Consider the following 15,830-nt stretch of genomic DNA (forward strand, 5'->3'; position numbering starts at 1 on the left):
GCTTTACCGGTTTTGCAGTGCACCTGCGGCCCCGCCCACCTGTTGTTCCGTAGCGAGGGTATCGGCTTTGTAGAGGTCTACTAGATCGGCAAAGCTACGGGCGTGGTCGCCGTGCGCTACCCAATCCTCCCAGGTGACGTAGAGGGGCTCGTAATGATATTTGTCCTGTAGTTCATTGACGTCCCTGACCCAGCGTACGAGGCGCGCGATCTTGAGTTGGTCGTTCTGGTCCTCCCGGCCCTTGGTCTCGACGACGTGAATGGTGCCGTCGGTAGTTTTGACAAAAAAATCGGGATAGAACTGGCTGATGCTGCCCTTCTTATTCTGGTACTCAATGTGGAAACGGACGCCGCCGTCGCCCTCCGTGTTTTTCGCGAAAGCGACCACGTCTTTGAACTGGTGTTCGCACTTGGCGGCGAAGGCGCGTTCCATGTCGTTGTCGCCCAAGATCAGGTTGAAGACCGATTTACTGGCTTTTACGTAGGGCTGCTCGGACTTTGGACTCGGCCGCGCCTCACGGAGGCTACGGTAGCCGATAAGCTCCGTGGTGTGCGTGTCGTGAATCGTCAAACGAGCGATCGCACGGTTAAACACATCGTAAAGGATCTTACGTACACCCGCTGAGCTTAGATTCTTAAGTACTTTTTCCTGATTGGGGTCGACCTCGCGCCCAAAGAGTCGGTAGATGACGAAGTCTTCAACCATGGGGTAAAGCACATCGAAGCCCTGAAAAAGGCGGTTGCTCCGCATGATGGCATCGGTGTAGAAGCTGAGCACGTTGCGCCAGTCGGGAGTGAATTCATTAACCTCGGTAAGGTGATCGAAATCGCCGTGAATGTTGTTGAATACAATCTCTTTCGTTTCACCGGGAAAATCCTGGCACTGGGCGATGGGGTGCTTTAGGTCCGTAATATCAATGCGGTCCAGGCGGTTGTAGTCCCGAATAATACGAGGTTTGAGCACGGGTAGGGGAATATCCAATGCGTTCAGTTCCTCCTCGCTTTTCTTCGTGTCGATTTCAACGATGAGTGGACTTTTGGGGCGGCCATTACTGGCTCCCATCGGTGCGTACTTAAATTCAACGCCTTGGTCGCGCAGTTCCTCAATGAAGTTGACGAATGCCGGGGTGCCGACTACCACCAGACTTTCCTCCACGTCTAAAGAAAACATCTTGCGCAGCCCCCGGCCGATGGCTTGCTCGGGCAGAATATTGGATTTGGCACTGAAGGGGCGCAGACCTACAATGGTCGTAACGTTACGTACATCCCAGCCCTCCCGCAACATCAGTACGGAGGTAATTGCTCTGTAGGGGGAGTGAGGGGAGTCTACGTCATCGGCGGCTTTACGGAGGCGGTTGAGTTCTTCCTTTGCCTTTTTGCTGCTAGCAGTTTCCTTGATCTCTCCTTTGTTATTGGTGTGGATGCTAAGGACGCGATTGCGCAGGAGCGGAAAGTTCTGCTCCAGGTAAGCGGCCGCCGCATCGGCTTCCTTGGTAGTCATCGCCATAATGAAGAGTAGGGGAGTGGCGGTGTCCTTCAGTGCATCGTACTGACGCTCCCATTCAAGGTATCCGAGATTTAGGTGCTCGCGGTACCGCTCAACAAAATCGGCCGATTCTACTTCCGCAATTTTAAGGCGGCTTTCCTTATCGGGCAGAACGGGTGTCTTGACCACGTTTTGTCGAATGGCTTCGACGAGGGGATAATCCGATACGGTCTGAACGAAAATACTCCCGTTATTCTGTTTTGGGGTGGCGGTAACGTCGCACTGCAGTGCTAGTCCGTGCCCGGTTTTTTGCTTTAAGTTATTGTTGATGTCCTCAATGGCCTGAAACCAGGCTAGTTTTTTGTCGTGGATATGGTGAGCCTCGTCGTTAAGCACCACCAGATCCTGGATCGCGTCGCTACGGAGCACTTTGCCTAGATCGAGGCCCCGTCCCGTATCCGCATCACTGCGTGCTTTACCACCGAGGAAGTAGTCTTCCATACTTAGCTTGCGCTCTTCGGGCATGAAGATGCGGTGCACGTTGGTCAGGAAAATATTGCCGTGGCGACTGATCGGTTTAAGTTCGTCCTGTAGGTGAAGGGACGGCTGGAAATCTTGTTGCCAATTGTGGTCTCGCCACCCGTTTTCGGGGAGAAACGGGTCTTCGTAGAAGTACTTCAGGCCTTCAAAGTCTTTACGGAGCCGGTTAAGGACGATGATGTTTGGAGCAATGAGGAGAAAGTTCCTGGACAACTTGCTGTCCGCTTCGTAGAGCTCATTAAAATAACTCCAGCAGAGAATGAGCCCTAATACTTTAGTCTTACCCGTGCCCGTGGCCATTTTAGTGACGTAGCGTGTCCATCGTTCGGGAAACATACCCGCACTAACGCGTTCCGAGGGGTCGAGCCGGAGCATATCGTATCGATCGTGCACACCAGCTACCTCGTACAGATAAATTACCGATTCAATGGCTTCACGCTGGGCGAAATAGAAACGAAAATAGTTCTCTCCATCAGGTAATGGATGCTCGATTTCGAACCAGTGCTCGAGCAAGGCGCGAGTGGTTGGTGAAACACCCTGGTATCCACCCGAGCGCCAGTTGAAGACTCGTGTCCGTACCTCGTGCACGAGAGGAGGTAGAAGCTTCTCGTGCGCATCAGCGAAGGCATCTAGCTGGGATTGGGAGGGGGCCCACCGTTGGTCGGGGGGGCGGATTTTGAAGGGGGCGTTGTTAGGCACGAGCGTATAGAATATGGCAGTAAAATACTATACCCAGCCTAAACAAAAGGCTGTGACGAAACTTTAGTGCTCAATTTGATGAGCTTGTCCTAGCCTGAACCATAAACTTCACAAATTTTGTGAATCAAATCACCTTATTCAGCCCCAACCTACACTCCGTGGGCTGAAGTAGTAGTTTCTACGGCTTGTACACGATACTTTACGGATATCAACATAATTTCAAACCAGGCCTTCTTCCAGGCGAGCTTTCCAGCGTGGGAAGCCATCTACGAATTCCGAACTGACGCTGTCATGGTTAATCACTCTAAAACAGTACTCAAAAGTGTTCATGCGGCGATAGTTGCTTCGGCCAAGGGAATTTAAATGCTCGATTTCGGTGGTTAAATAGTTAAGATGTTCGGCAAGCGTTCCACTTTCTTTAGGCATACTCCAGATGTAGGTTGCATGGCTATTTAAGAGTTCCAGGACAAAATGGTGCATGAATTCTCCCCGTATAAAGAAGAGAAAGCCGAAGCATGGACAGACAACGAATTGAAGTTTTTGCCCACGTTCATGTACATTGGACAGATGAGTAAGATGGGCAGCATTGCGTACTGCTTTCTTATCCAGGATTTCTCGAAGTAAATCGATGCCAGGCGGGGGGAGGAGCGTCCGTTCGGGTGCATCTTCCGCGTAGTTAGCCATCAAATCTTCCGGTGTGAACAAACGCTTGTCGGTTTTATCGGCTCGGATAAAACCATGTACTAAATTGGTTCGCAACACTTGAATCATCCCCTCATCAATCTTGTCAATCTGGGGAGATTGAACATCGCAAAGCTCTGGGTCACCGTCGGCCCTAAATTTTAGCAAGGCGGTTACCTCCACGGTTTTACGACGCAAACGGCGCGCGAAGAAATCCCGGATTGGGTGAAATTCTTTTAGAAGATGTTGGTTGACAATGGTGAAAGATAAAGGGTGACCGACACCATATTCTTCGAATGATCCTTTGACACCACCATCTTTGATGGTGAGGTCTGCAATTGGAATTTGGACTTGTACCGTTTTCGTTTGAGGCCCTTTGTTTATAGTTCTTTTCGGTAGGTCTACAGAGTCCTGTGCTGGTGCATGCGGAATTTTATGGAATACAAACGGCTCTGTGGATAAATCAACTTTGGTCGGAAGTATTTGGGGACTCAGCGGCAGATTTCCCGATTGATAGTAGCACATTTGAGCACAAAACTTAGTGCGATCTAGTGTTTTGAAAACAACTGTCTTGATCTCAGCTTTGGCTAACCGATAAGGGGCATATTCATCTGCGGTCGCTTCATAGTTCAAGATGGAAATGTACAATGTTGCAGTTTCACGTTCGTAATTTAACATGTCAACTCTCCAGTAAACCTGTCCCCGTGGTCGAAATTTGAAATTCCCCTCTCCTAAATTGGTTGATCTCCAAGGGATCGCTATTTGATCATTAAAGTGTAAACAATCGTTAGTAGGCTTTAGGACAATGCTGGTCACAGGTTATGGAAGTTGGTATCTAAATATTGAGCGCAATGCTACACAAATGTGTTACATGTAAAGCGTTTACGGGGTGTGGTCTTGTGCGTTTACATGTCTTTAACGAATATTCTGTGAATCGAATATTAATCGCATCTTGCTAAGGTGAGTTTTTGCATCTAGTAGCGCAAAGTGTACTGAAAAATGACCGAGCGATGTAAACCGAACTTCAACGTTGTCCAGCATTAAGTGCGCCGCTAGTCACCGCCAACTACGGAGATAAATCCTTCTGTTGAGCCGGAATATGCCAATTTGCTTTCGTAAAATGGAGTCTTTACCATATATATGTAATTTCTCAGCACAGTGACAATAGTAATTGATTCACTGGAAAGAAATCGGATAGACGGAATAATTCCGTATTATGTGACCAGAGGTTCATATTCAGTCATCCCTGATCTCTTCTGCACCTTTGGTCCCAAATGATGGTCTTGAGTGATTAACCCGGAAGGTAAATCGCTCATAACACATGGAGCAGCACTATCGGAGCCTACACCTCCACCGCCACCGCAAATCCCCCCTGGGCCTCGATCGTCCGGAACCGGTCCCAGGCGGCGTTCACCAGCTCTTCGGTAAGCTTCTCGAGGTAGTGACTGCCGGCGGCCGGGTCGGCGTAGGCGTCCAGGCCGGATTCGAGGCGCAGCAGGTGCTGAATGTTCAGGGCCATCCGGTGACCGAAGGGGGTGGCGGGCCGGTCGCCGCCCTCGGCGGGGGAGAGGAAGAGCTGGTCGGCGCCCCCGGTCACGGCGGCCAGGGCTTGGGTGGTCAGGCGCAGAAGGTTGGCGTCGCGGTCGTCGGACAGGGTCGCGTGGTCGGTGTGGGCGGCGATGAAGGCCGGCGGGGCGTCCTCGATGCCGAAGCCGCGCAGTACGTTGGCCCACAGGATGCGCAGCGCCCGCAACTTGGCGATGTCGACGTAGTAGGAGGTACCCACCGTGAAGGCGAACTGCAGGTGCTTGTTCACCGTCGCCGGTTCGGCGCCCCGCTCCCGGGCCTGCTGGAGGTATTCGGCGCCCTTCGCGATGGCGAGGGCCAGTTCGGTGTCCGCCAGCGACGGACCGTTGTTGAAGCCCGCCGCGTTGACCTGCAGGACCCGGAAGCCCGGCATCCAGCGGTGGACGAAGTCCAGCAACCGCAGCAGGGGCGGGAAGGGCGGTTCGCTCCAATCGAGCAGGGGGTCGAAGTCGACCGAGCCCCGGATGTCCGCCAGGTCGTAGCCCGCCTTACGCAGGTACTTGACCAGGTCGCGGAACAGCTCGGCGGGGTCCTGCCCCGGGTAACGCAGCGCGCAGTGCAGGGAGATGTAGTCGAGGCGCACGTCGGCCAGGAGTTCGGGAATGTCGTCGGTGCCGGGCTGGCGGTAGAGGCGGTACAGCAGGGCTTCGGCGCCCCGGTCCAGGGCGGTCAGGGCCGAGCGGTTGACCTCGCGGTTGGTGCCCGCGTTGACGTAAGCGCCGATCTCCCAGCCGGCGGACCGCTGAAGTGGGGGACGGGGCTCCACCTCCCGCGCGGTGTAGAGGGGCGACAGGCGGATACGTTCGTTGACCTCCTGATCGAGCTCGCTGACGTCCCGGCCCTTCAGTTCCTTAGTAACCTGGCTGAGCCAGTCGGCCTTGTCGGACGGGGGGAAGCTGGTGGGGGTATCGGTGAGCATCGCGGACAATTTTGCGGAGCTAAATGTACGCGATCGCTAGCGAAACCGCCGCCTGAGGCCCAGTTGTAATCCGGCCACCCAGTAGCGCTCCGTCAGGGCGGCGTCCGGCCGCGTGAAGGAGGTCGGGTAGTGCTTGAAGTAAGGCTCCAGCAACAACTGCGTGGACCCGCCCACGGTATAGGCGGTGGTCAGGGAGGCCGTCCAGCCCAGGCCGACGTTGCTCCGGTAATCTCCGAACGCGTCCAGATCCAGCGGGTCGACCGAGGCGGGGTCGATAAATTTGCCGCGGGCACCCGTACATAGGTTGATCAGGGGGCCGGCATTGATGCTCAGGTGCAGCCGGCGCACGGGGAGGCGGTAACTCGCCAGCACCGGGATTTCCAGCATGCGGAGGCGGTTGTTGCTGTGCACCAGTTCCTGCTTACCGGCCACCATCCGCTCGTACTCGAACTGGTTGCGCAGTTCGGCGTAGGTCAGTCCGGTCACGAGGTGCAGCCGGCTCCGCAGTCGGTAGCGCAGGCGGGCGCTGAACTGAAAGCTGACCTCCGGGTACTCACTTACTTCCCGGGCACTCCGCAGGGCCTGCGCGCCCTCGTCCCGCAGTCCGAAAGACTGATTCGCGTAAGCAGCCCCCAGCAAGACTTCCGCGGTAAAACGACGGCGACCACTCCGGACAAAGGGGTCCCCATCCACCGTCAGGATCGGGCCGGGTTGCGGGATACGGGCATAGACCGCAATCGGACCGGTCGGCAGTAGCTCCAGGTTGCTGACCCGCACGGTCAAACGATCCGACCGTCGCGTAGGTAAGATTTCCGTGGATGTCCGGGCGGCTCCGTCCCGCGGGGGTGTCGCATCCTCGGTCGTGGCAGGAGCGGCGATCGTTTGGTGAAGTGCTGGATCGACCGTCCCGGATATAACGTCCGGCGGCGTAGCCCCTGATTCATCCGCGGCCGGGGGAGGCACGGCGGACGCCGGTAAGGTGGCGGCTACCGGCGGGGTGGCGGGGGTGTTCGTGGTTTGCTCCTGCGACCCCGCCTCGCTCTGAACGGCGTACCAGCCCAGCCCTCCCGTAAAGAGGAGCAACAGCAGGACGGCGAGATAGGCGTAGGTGCGCGGGGCCACGGTCCGGCGGGCGGCCACGATGCGGGACCACATCCCCGGCGGCAAGGGCGCGCTGCGGTGGGCAAGTTTGTCGGCAAAGAGGCGGTCCAGTTCCTCCCCGGCGGGCACGGCGGTCTTGTTTGCGGCGATGCGTTGCCACATGTCCTGGGGAACGTCGGGCCGGCGGTCGCCGAGGCCCTCCCGGAAGAGGTCGTCCAGTGGGCTCATATGGCGATGCGTTGACGGAGTTCGATCTGCTGCTGCAGCACCTTGCGGGCCTTGAGCAGCTGGGAGCGGGAGCTGGCCTCCTGGATGCCGAGTTTTTCGCCGATCTCCTTGTGGCTGTACCCTTCGATGGCGTAGAGGTTGAAGACGATGCGGTAGCCGTCGGGCAGGGCGCGGATCAGGTCCAGCAGTTCCTGTTCGCCCAGTTCGGCGTAGGCGGCGGGGGCACCGGCCCGTTCCGGGGTATTCTCCAGGCCGGTTTGTTCCAGGCTGAAGCGTTTGCGCTGGTAGGTTTTCAGGGCTACGTTGACGCAGAGGCGGCGGGCCCAGCCGGCGAAGGATCCCCGGAAACCGTACTTGGGCAGCTTGTGGAAAAGGCGTACGAAGGTGTCCTGCAGCACGTCCTCGGCTTCGGCCTGGGTACGGCAGTAGCGCTGGCACACGCCCATGAGCAGGGGGGCATAGCGATCAAAGAGCGCCCGCTGGCACCGTTCGTCTCCCCGCAGGGAGCCTTCGATCATTTCCTTTTCCTTCATGCTCAGCATTACGCGCGGCGGGAGTTTAAAGGTAAGATACGCGCGGCGGACGAAGCGTGGTACGGGCGGCGGCGCGCGGGTCCGGCATTTATTCGGAAGAGCGAAGGTCCCCGGCACGCATCCGGTCGGCAAATGCCGTCAATTCCTTCACCACGGTGGGGTGTTGTGCGGCTACGTCGGTGGTTTCTCCCGGATCCTCCCGCAGATCGAAGAGCGACCGGCCGATGCTGTCGCGGCGGTAGGGCACGGGCATGCCGCCGGTAGCGGCAGGCTGACCTTCTTGGGAGGAATAGGGGTGGGGGAAGTGCAGTTTGTACCGACCGTCGGCACTCACGACGGCCTCCAGACTGTCGAGCCAGTAGATGGCGTAGGGGGTGGGGGAGTCTCCCGCGGTGATGCCCAAAAAGTCGCTGAGTCGCTCGTGGCCGCTCAGTTCCCGGCCGGGGAGGGGCGCGCCGGTCAATTTCGCCAGGCTGGGCAGCAGGTCGATGGCCATCAGGTTCGCTCCGCTCACCCGGCCCGCCGGCGTATGCCCCGGCCAGTAGGTGATCAGCGGCACCCGCACGCCGCCCTCGAAGCTGGTGGCCTTGCCCTCGCGGAAGGGGGTGCGGCCGGCGTGATCTCCGTAGCTCAGCCAGGGACCGTTGTCGCTGGAAAAAATGATGAGCGTATTGTCGCCCATGCCCCGCGCCTCCAGGGCCCGCCGAACTTCCCCGACCCCCGCGTCGATTTCGGCCATGACATCGGCGTACAGGCCCTTTCCGGTGGCAGGCAGGTAGTCAGGGTCTTCGGCCAGGGGCACGTGCGGCAGGGAGTGGGCCAGGTAGAGGAACAGGGGGCCGGTGGTGGCATCGTGATTTTCGATGACGCGCACGGCCGCTTCGTTGTACAGGCGGTTGAGGCTGGTGAAGTCGGAGAGGCTGTCCCGGAGCGTGGCGCCTTCGAGCAGGGGTACGCGGCGGGGGAAGTATTTCTGCGCCCAGGCCTCGGGGTGGCTGGCCCACATGTCATGACTGTACGGGATGCCGAGGTAGCTTTCGAAGCCCTGATCGGTGGGCAGGTAGGGGGAGAAGTGACCGAGGTGCCACTTGCCCACCATGGCCGTGCGGTAACCCCGCCCCCGCAGAACCTCTGCGATGGTCGTTTCCTCGGGTGCCAGACCGCGCTTAGCCGTATGGTCCAGCGCGCCCCGCAGGCCCAGTCGGCCCGGGTACACGCCCGTCAGCAGGGCGGCCCGGCTAGCGGTACAGACGGCCTGGGCTACCCGGAAGTTCGTGAACCGTACCCCCGCTTCGGCCAGTTCGTCCAGGTGGGGCGTCGTCACGTGGGTACCTCCGTAGGCCCCCATGTCGGCATAACCCATATCGTCGGTGAAGATCAGAACAATGTTGGGCGTGGCGGTGGATTCGGTGGTCGTGGGCGCGGACGGTCGGCCCGAACAGGCCACGGCCAGGAGGCAAAGGGGAAGGAGGCGGTGCAGCATTGCGAAAATATACGGACCTTCCCCATACCGTAATTGTTCCGTTTAGCTTCCCGACCGATCCCATGCGTTACCTGCTGCTGTTCCCCTTCCTGTTTTTACTGCTGCACTGCGGAGGCGACGCGCCCGCGGGTCCGCCCAGTTTTGCCGACCGGGCCACCGCCCGCATTCAGCTCAATCAGGTGGGTTACTACCCCGATCAGCCGATCCGCTTCACCTACGCAGACACCAGTTACGTCGGTGACCCCCTGCAATTCCGACCGGCAACCGTTTTCTACGTCACCGATCTTTCCGGGGACAGCACGGTCCACGAAGGCACCCTCGGCGATACCCTCGACTGGCGTGAGCTGGCGGGGGTCGTGGCTCAGTCGACCCGCATCGATCCCCTGCCGGCGGGGGAGTACCGCATCTTTATCCCCGAAGTCGGCTACTCCCACCCCTTCCGCGTGGCCGAGAACGTGCTGCGGGAGGTCTTCGTGGGCTCCGTCCGCGGACTGTACTACCAACGCGCCGGACAGGCTCTGCCCGAGACCTACGCCGGGGAGTACGCCCGGGAAGCCGGTCACCCCGATACCGCGGTGCAGTTTCACCCGTCGAGCGGGCGGGAGGCCGGTAAGACGAGCAGTCCCGGCGGCTGGTACGATGCCGGAGACTTCAATAAGTACGTCGTCAACGGTGCCTTTCCGGTCGGCCAGTTGCTGGCCCTCTACGAAGACGTCGGCGACCCGGCCGCCGACGGCACCCTCAATATCCCCGAAAGCGGTAACGGCCGCAGCGATTACCTCGACGAGATCAAGTACGAACTCGACTGGCTACTCACGATGCAGGACGCGGACGGCGGCGTATTCCACAAGCTGACGACCCTGAAGTTCGCCGGTATGGTGATGCCCCGGGGAGCAACGAAACCGCGCTTTATCGTAGGCAAGAGTACGGCGGCCACCTTCGACTTTGCCGCCGCCGCCGCCCAGGCCGCCCGGGTGTACCGGGAGTACGACGCCGACTACGCCGACCGACTGCTCAGCGCCGCTCGCCACGCCTGGTCGTGGGGCATCGCCCACCCCGCCGAATTCTTCCGCAATCCCCCCGACGTGAGCACCGGCGAGTACGGCGACGATAATGCCGACGACGAACGGGCCTGGGCAGCGGCCGAGCTCTTCGCCACCACGGGCGAACAGGAATTCTACAACGACCTCCAGGAAAATCCGCCCCGCGTACGCTTCGGCCCCGGGGTGGGGTGGACCGCTTACATGGGTAACCTCGCCGCCTTCACCCTGCTGCGTCACCCCGATCGCGTACCGCGGGAATTTCACGACCGGCTGCGCGGACAGGTCATCACGCTGGCCGACAGCCTGCAGCTCGCCGTCGACGGCAACGCCTACCGGCAACCGATCACCGGTTTCGGGTGGGGGAGCAACTCCGATGTCGCGAATGCAGCTATGTTCCTGGCGGCGGCTCACCGGCAGACCCGGAACGCCGCCTACCTCAATGCCATGCGGGACTGCATGAACTACCTCCTGGGGCACAACCCCAACGCCGTTTGCTACCTCACGGGCTTCGGTACGCGGTCCCCGATGTTCATCCACCACCGCCAGAGCGCGGCGGACGGCATCGACGCCCCGGTCCCCGGTCTGCTCTCCGGCGGCCCCAACGAGCGGCAGCAGGATAAGGCCGACACCCGCTACCGCCCCGGCGTGGCCCCCATGCAGAGCTGGGCCGACCAGACCCCCAGCTACGCCAGCAACGAGATCTGCCTCAACTGGAACGCTCCCCTCACCTACGTGGCCGGCTACCTGGAAGCTCACCAGTAGCGGCTTATTCCTTCAGCACGGTCGTTACCTCTACCGTTTCGTGGAGGGTACGGTGTACTGGACAACGATCGGCGATCTGGAGTAGCCGTTCCTTCTGGTCGTCCGTCAGATCCCCCTTCAGCATAATGACCCGCTCGAAGTGATCGATCTTGGCGGGGCGGTCACTGGAGGCCTCCATATCGGTGGCGTAGTCTTTCTTGTGGTTAAGGTGGACCTGTACCTCCTCGACGACCCATTTCTTGCGGCGGGCGTACATCTGGATGGTCATGGCCGTGCAGGCCCCGAGTCCGGCGCTCACGAGTTCGTAGGGGCCCGGTCCGAAGTCGTTGCCCCCCACCGACACGGGCTCGTCCGCGGTGAGGTGGTGGGGGCCGGCCATGACTTCGGTGGTGAAGCCCTCGGCCCCCAGCCGTACGGCAACCTTATGGTCGCTGCTTAGGGGACTACGCTCCGGCACGGGGAGGTAGCGTCCGCACCAACCGGCGATGACCCGTCCGGCGTAGTGGCTATCGGCCGCATCGGTGAGTAAGTGATCCGCCCCGTCAAGGCTGACGAAGCTCTTCGGGTGGCGGGCGGCGGTGTAGAGTTTCGCGGCTTCGTCGATGTTGACCGTACGGTCCTGGGGGGAGTGCATGATGAGCAGGGCGGCCCCGAGGGTCCCGATGTTTTCCTCGATCCGCTGGTTGTCCAGATCCTCGACGAACTGCCGGGCGATCCGGAAGGGCCGTCCGCCGATGTCGACCGTGGCGCTCCCCTCCCGCTCGATCTGCTCGATCTGCTCCGCGAAGTGTCGGGATACGTGGTCCGGCGCGAAGGGGGCGCCGATGGTGACCACCGCCCGCGTGGATTGGATCCGGGTCGCGGCGCAGAGCACGGCCGCTCCTCCCAGGCTATGGCCGACCAGCAGGGCGGGTGACGCGTGGTGCTCCGCGAGCCAGTCGGCCGCTGCCAGCAGATCGGAGACGTTGGTGGTGAAATTGGTGTCGACGAAGTCCCCCTCGCTCTCGCCGATTCCGGTAAAGTCGAGCCGCAGGACGGCAATGCCCACCAGATTCAGTTCGCGGCTGATGTTGCGGATGGCGGTGAGGGTGTTGCCGCAAGTAAAACAGTGGGCAAACAGGGCGTACGCGTGGGGGTGGCGGTTCACGGGAAGCTCCAGACGACCGGACAACAGTTGACCAGATTGGTTCGGAAAGACGACTTTTTCAGTGTTCAAACGGGCAGTATTTAAAACAAATTGTTTGTAAAAATGGACTTTGTTGTTTATTTTTGTTGGGCCGCTTACGGGAAGATGACGCCTCAAACTCAAAGCATGCCTACCCATAATACCAAAACCCCGGCCGGTTCCCAAACGACCCCGGACCGCAAGCCGACCAAGCTTCCCGACCCCGCCGACCGCGATCGCCTGCGCGACATCATTGTCGTGATCGTCACCTATCCCCTCACTCCCACGGAGAAGGCCAATAAACTCGCGGAGAAGAAACCCTGGCTGGAATTTATCTCCCTGTTTCTGAAGGTCCTGCTGGCGATCTACGCGATCTACGAGGCGGTGAGTAAGGGGGACGGATGAGGGCGTATGGGCTAGTTGATCTTTTGCCCCTTAGTTCTCCGCCAAGTACTCGTGTACGAACTTGATCGCCATCGCCCCTTCGCCCACGGCGGAGGCCACGCGGTTCATGGCCCCGCTGCGCACGTCGCCGGCCGCAAAGATGCCCGGCTGACAGGTTTCCAGCAGGTAGGGATTGCGTTCAAGCGGCCAGGCCCTGCTACGTTCGGCGGTGGCGAGAAGATCGCGGCCGGTGACGATAAATCCTTTTTCGTCCGTCATGATCTGCCCGCGCTGCAGCCATTCCGTGCGGGGGCGCGATCCGATGAAGATGAACAAGGCGTCGGCGTCGACTTCGTAGGTGCTGTCGTCCGCCAGGTTCTTGAGCACGAGTCGTTCGACGTGGTCGTCGTTGCCGCACACCTTTACCACTTCCCGCTGCCCCTCGACGTGGATGTTGTCGATGGCCCCGATCTGCTCGATGAGGTAGCTCGACATACTGGAGGTCAGGTCGTCCTTACGGATGAGAATGGTCACCTGACTCGCGTACTTCGACAGGTACACCGCCCCCTGCCCGGCGCTGTTGCCGCCGCCGACCACGAAGACGTTGCGGTTTTCGCACGACCGCGCTTCCGTGATCGCCGCGCCGTAGTACACTCCCGCGCCGCTGAACCGGTCCGCCCCCTCGACCTCGAGCATCCGGTACTGCACGCCGGTGGTCAGGATGACGGAGCGGGTCTTGACCTGGCTGTCGTCGTCGAGCGTCAGGATCTTATAGTCGCCCTGGATCTCGATGTCGGTCACCTCCCGGGGACTTACCACCTCTACGCCGAAGCGCAGGGTCTGGGCCATGGCGCGGCGGGTGAGTTCCGAACCCGATAGTCCGCTGGGGAAGCCGAGGTAGTTCTCGATGCGGCTGCTGCTGCCGGCCTGCCCCCCGGGTGCCCGCTTTTCGATGACCAGGGTACGCAGTCCCTCCGACCCGCCGTACACCGCCGCCGCCATGCCCGAGGGGCCGGAACCGATGATGACCACGTCGTAGAGATCCTTACTGGCCGTGGCGCTCATGCCCAGGGTTTCGGCCAGCTCGTCGAGTTCGGGGTCGCTCAGTGCGGTACCGTCTTCGAGCACTACGAGAGGAAGTTCCTTCACCTGACAGTGGTGCAGTTCGATCAGCTCCTTTCCTTTGGTGCCGCGGGCATCGATCCACTGGTAGGGGAGGAGGTTGCCGGCGAGCCAGTCCTTGACGTTATGCGACTTCGGGGAGTACTGGTAACCCACCACCCGGATCCCGTGGAAGGCCGGCCGGTAGCCCAGCTTCCAGTCTTCGAGCAGTTCGTCGAGGACGGGGAAAAGCTTTTCTTCCGGGGGATCCCAGGGTTTGAGCAGGTAATAATCGAGCTGCACGTCGTTGATGGCCTTGATGGCGGCCTCCGTATCGCTGTAGGCGGTCAGGAGCACCCGCTTGGCCTTCGGGAACCGGGGCTTGGCCTTTTCCAGAAATTCCACGCCGAGCATTTCGGGCATCCGCTGGTCGGAGAGGAAAAGAGCGATCACCTCCCCCTTTTTCTTCAGGTCCGCCACGGCTTCCAGGGCCTCCGCGGCACTGGTGGTACTGACGACGCGGTAGTCGTCCTTATACCGGTTGCGCAGATCGCGCTTCAGGGACCGGAGAACTTGCTCGTCGTCGTCGACGGATAGGATGATGGGTTTGCGGTCTCTGGCCATAGTGTCGTGGATAAATACAATGATGTAATATGCAAGCTCAGGCCGCGGTCGTCCCTACCGGGAAGCACACGCGGAAAACCGTCCGGCCCGGTTCACTCTGAACATCGACCGAACCGTGGTGGTGCTCGACGACGCGGCGTACGATGTCCAGCCCCATGCCCGTTCCCTCCCCGATGGCCTTCGTGGTAAAGAAGGGCTCGAAGACCCGGCCCCGGATCTTTTCGGGGATGCCCGGACCGTTGTCCTCCACCTCTACGCACACGCAGTCGCGCTCCCGGAACGACCGGATGATCAGCTGGCCACCCCGCTCCGGCAGGGCATCGACGGCATTGGAAATAAGATTCGTCCACACCTGGTTCAACTCGCCGCCCATCGCCTTGATTTTGGGCACGTCCTGGTCGAGCTCCTGAATGATGGAAACGTTCTTCTTTTTGCACTGGTGGTTGAGCATCGTGACCGTGGAGCGTATGCCCTCGTGCACGTCCACCGGCTCCAGGCTCGGCTCCTGGTCCATGTGGCTGTAGGTCTTGATCGAGCGGATCAGCTCGGCGATCCGGTTGCTGGCGGTCTGGATCTCACTCACCAGGCTGTGGGTGGTCAGGTTCGTCTCCATCCATTCCAGGATCGGTTCGAGCGCCCCGTCGGGCAGGGTGTCGGCCACCCGTTCCAGTTCGTCGGTGGTGAACCCCCAGTCGGTAAGGGTATCCACGATCCGCTCGAGTTCCCCTACCCCCCGGTCCTCCAGCCAGTCGGTGAGTTCGTCGCTACGTTCCTCTCGCTCCATCAGACCGAGTGCCGCGCCTTCCCGGTCGCCGTCCATTTTGGCGAACAGAATTTCGCTTACCCGGTCCACGGACTCGGGCTCGATGCGCAGCGTGATCACCCGCTTGAACCGCTCCGGCGTCTGTACCAGGTGCTTGTGCAACTCCTGACTGCTGCGGACCATGGCGGAGGCCGGATTATTGAGTTCGTGGGCCAGTCCGGCGCTCATTTTTCCGAGAGCCATGAGCTTTTCGTCCATCAGCCGCATCTGCTGAAAATCGCGGACGCGGTTGGTCATGACCGACACCAGTGCCTGCGTAAGGGGATAGCTGGTATTGACCATTTCCACGAAACAGTCCCGGTGCAGCTCCAGCGCGTACACGTCCGCCGTGCAGATGCCGTCGGCCATCACCTCCGTCATCCGGCTGAAGGGGAGGACGCCCATAACGTAGGGTGCCTTCCAGATTCCCAGTTCCCGCTGCCGCCCCTCGCTTTCGCGCCGGATGACGTACTCCCCCCGCAGCATCACCTGCATGTGGTCGACGGCGTCCCCGGCCCGGAACATCTTTTCGTCCTTCGGGTACATCACGTAGGTGGAGCGATCGATGAGCCACTGCAGGGCCTCATCGTCCACGTCCTTGAAGATGTCGAAGGCCCGCAGCTGGTCGAGCAGGTCGGAGGTTTTGGTCAGTTCCTTCACGGGTGGGGGGGGATTATGCTGCTACAACAGGGG

General features: G+C 60.1%; 11 protein-coding genes. 2 read left to right on the plus strand and 9 right to left on the minus strand.

Annotation, left to right across the window (positions count from 1 at the left end; translation table 11 throughout):
• Positions 1-3 precede the first annotated feature (3 nt).
• The 6 genes from NMA52_RS02240 to NMA52_RS02265 form a co-directional block, all read right to left on the minus strand.
• Positions 4-2,538, minus strand: a complete 2,535-nt coding sequence (locus NMA52_RS02240; protein ID WP_254826005.1) for a DEAD/DEAH box helicase family protein — start codon at positions 2,536-2,538, stop codon at positions 4-6.
• 405 nt (positions 2,539-2,943) lie between these two features.
• Positions 2,944-4,038 (minus strand): hypothetical protein, encoded by a 1,095-nt coding sequence (locus NMA52_RS02245; protein WP_254826006.1) that lies wholly within the window; start codon positions 4,036-4,038, stop codon positions 2,944-2,946.
• Between the two features lie 709 nt (positions 4,039-4,747).
• Positions 4,748-5,911 carry a methylmalonyl-CoA mutase family protein gene (locus NMA52_RS02250; protein WP_254826007.1) on the minus strand — a complete coding sequence of 388 codons (1,164 nt, stop codon included), beginning with the start codon at positions 5,909-5,911 and terminating at the stop codon, positions 4,748-4,750.
• A gap of 36 nt (positions 5,912-5,947) precedes the next feature.
• Positions 5,948-7,240, minus strand: a complete 1,293-nt coding sequence (locus NMA52_RS02255) for a hypothetical protein (RefSeq protein ID WP_254826008.1) — start codon at positions 7,238-7,240, stop codon at positions 5,948-5,950.
• Positions 7,237-7,773, minus strand: coding sequence for an RNA polymerase sigma factor (locus NMA52_RS02260; RefSeq protein ID WP_254826009.1), 537 nt, complete (start codon positions 7,771-7,773; stop codon positions 7,237-7,239). Before NMA52_RS02260 ends, NMA52_RS02255 begins: the two co-directional genes overlap by 4 nt.
• A gap of 88 nt (positions 7,774-7,861) precedes the next feature.
• The gene (locus NMA52_RS02265; protein ID WP_254826010.1) at positions 7,862-9,256 is read right to left on the minus strand and encodes a sulfatase-like hydrolase/transferase; all 1,395 of its coding nucleotides are present in this window, start codon (positions 9,254-9,256) and stop codon (positions 7,862-7,864) included.
• A 62-nt stretch (positions 9,257-9,318) separates the two neighbouring features.
• Between NMA52_RS02265 and NMA52_RS02270 the strand changes: the two genes are divergently transcribed.
• Positions 9,319-11,061, plus strand: a complete 1,743-nt coding sequence (locus NMA52_RS02270; RefSeq protein ID WP_254826011.1) for a glycoside hydrolase family 9 protein — start codon at positions 9,319-9,321, stop codon at positions 11,059-11,061.
• A gap of 4 nt (positions 11,062-11,065) precedes the next feature.
• Here NMA52_RS02270 and NMA52_RS02275 read toward each other — a convergent pair whose 3' ends face one another.
• On the minus strand, positions 11,066-12,277 hold the full coding sequence (locus NMA52_RS02275) for a bifunctional alpha/beta hydrolase/OsmC family protein (protein ID WP_254826012.1): 1,212 nt from the start codon (positions 12,275-12,277) through the stop codon (positions 11,066-11,068).
• A gap of 96 nt (positions 12,278-12,373) precedes the next feature.
• Here NMA52_RS02275 and NMA52_RS02280 point away from each other — a divergent pair, with 96 nt between their 5' ends.
• Positions 12,374-12,631 carry a hypothetical protein gene (locus NMA52_RS02280; RefSeq protein WP_254826013.1) on the plus strand — a complete coding sequence of 86 codons (258 nt, stop codon included), beginning with the start codon at positions 12,374-12,376 and terminating at the stop codon, positions 12,629-12,631.
• 30 nt (positions 12,632-12,661) lie between these two features.
• Here the strand turns inward: NMA52_RS02280 and NMA52_RS02285 are convergent, their stop codons facing one another.
• Positions 12,662-14,335 carry an FAD-dependent oxidoreductase gene (locus NMA52_RS02285; protein WP_254826014.1) on the minus strand — a complete coding sequence of 558 codons (1,674 nt, stop codon included), beginning with the start codon at positions 14,333-14,335 and terminating at the stop codon, positions 12,662-12,664.
• A 37-nt stretch (positions 14,336-14,372) separates the two neighbouring features.
• On the minus strand, positions 14,373-15,797 hold the full coding sequence (locus NMA52_RS02290; RefSeq protein WP_254826015.1) for an ATP-binding protein: 1,425 nt from the start codon (positions 15,795-15,797) through the stop codon (positions 14,373-14,375).
• Positions 15,798-15,830 lie beyond the last annotated feature (33 nt).

The sequence above is a fragment of the Lewinella sp. JB7 genome (genome assembly GCF_024297185.1).
GTDB lineage: Bacteria > Bacteroidota > Bacteroidia > Chitinophagales > Saprospiraceae > Neolewinella.

Excerpts from the sequence above, each read along its gene's own strand:
- NMA52_RS02285 (WP_254826014.1), bottom strand. The coding sequence starts at position 14,335 with ATGGCCAGAGACCGCAAACCCATCATCCTATCCGTCGACGACGACGAG.
- NMA52_RS02280 (WP_254826013.1), top strand. The coding sequence starts at position 12,374 with ATGCCTACCCATAATACCAAAACCCCGGCCGGTTCCCAAACGACCCCG.
- NMA52_RS02260 (WP_254826009.1), bottom strand. The coding sequence starts at position 7,773 with ATGAAGGAAAAGGAAATGATCGAAGGCTCCCTGCGGGGAGACGAACGG.
- NMA52_RS02265 (WP_254826010.1), bottom strand. The coding sequence starts at position 9,256 with ATGCTGCACCGCCTCCTTCCCCTTTGCCTCCTGGCCGTGGCCTGTTCG.
- NMA52_RS02270 (WP_254826011.1), top strand. The coding sequence starts at position 9,319 with ATGCGTTACCTGCTGCTGTTCCCCTTCCTGTTTTTACTGCTGCACTGC.
- NMA52_RS02250 (WP_254826007.1), bottom strand. The coding sequence starts at position 5,911 with ATGCTCACCGATACCCCCACCAGCTTCCCCCCGTCCGACAAGGCCGAC.
- NMA52_RS02255 (WP_254826008.1), bottom strand. The coding sequence starts at position 7,240 with ATGAGCCCACTGGACGACCTCTTCCGGGAGGGCCTCGGCGACCGCCGG.